Annotated in this window: 1 protein-coding gene; it reads left to right on the top strand. The window is 67.4% G+C overall.

Annotated features, from left to right (window positions below):
- Positions 1–1,073, top strand: a 1,073-nt coding sequence (locus LC490_RS24225; protein WP_223621899.1) for an amino acid adenylation domain-containing protein, incomplete at both ends; no start/stop codon positions are given.

Genomic DNA, 1,073 nt, shown 5'->3' on the forward strand with positions numbered 1-1,073 from the left:
CGGCTGGTGCACGAGTGGTTCGAGGCGCAGGCGGCGAAGACGCCGGACGCGATCGCGCTGGTGCAGGACGAAGCGAGCCTGACGTACGCGGAATTGAACGCCCAGGCCAATCGCCTGGCGCATTATCTGCGTTCGTTGGGGGTGCAGCCGGACGACCGGGTGGGCCTATGCGTCGAGCGGAGCCCGGGGATGGTGGTGGGGCTGCTGGCGGTGCTGAAGGCGGGCGGTGCGTATGTGCCGCTGGACCCGGGCTATCCGGCGGATCGGTTGGCGTACATGCTGGAGGACAGCGCGCCGGTGGCGGTGCTGACGCAGCAGTCGCTGCAGACCTTGCTGGCATGGCCGGCGGGTATCCCGGTGCTGACGCTGGATGCGGATCGGGCGCCGTGGCAGGACGCGCCGGCAGACGATCCGGTCCGTGGGACGTTGTCGCCGCATCATCTGGCGTACGTGATCTACACGTCCGGTTCCACCGGCCAGCCCAAGGGCGTGATGGTGGAGCATCGCGGGCTGCAGAACCTGATCCACTGGTATCGAGGGGCGGCGCAGCTCACCGAGCGCGACCGGATGCTGGTGGCGACGTCGCACAGCTTCGATCTGACCCAGCGTGTCATCCATGGCCCGCTGGTCTCGGGAGCCCGGTTGGTGCTCTGCGGAGCACGATTCGATCCGCATACTGCAGTGTCCCTGATCGAGCGGCAGCGCGTTACCGTCGTGAATTTGACGCCCAGCACCCTGCATGCGCTGCTCGACAGTCGTCATGGTGGAGAGCTGCGCTCGCTGGAGCGCGTGCTGCTCGGCGGCGAGCCCATCGTGCCTGCCCGATTGCTAGAGCTCCCTGAGCCTCGGCCGGACTTCATCAACAACTACGGTCCGACGGAGTACTCCGCAACAGCGGCGTTCTTCCCGGTGCCGCGCGACCTGGACCGTTACCAGGGGCGCTCGGTGCCACTGGGCCGCCCGATTCCGAATACGCGAATCTATATCCTCGATGCGCGCGGCGAGCCGACGCCGATCGGGGTAGCCGGCGAACTTCATCTGGCGGGCGTGGGTGTTGCGCGGGGTTATCTGAA

Origin of the sequence: Lysobacter sp. ESA13C, from assembly GCF_019970005.1 — a bacterium.
Lineage (GTDB): Bacteria > Pseudomonadota > Gammaproteobacteria > Xanthomonadales > Xanthomonadaceae > Lysobacter > Lysobacter antibioticus_B.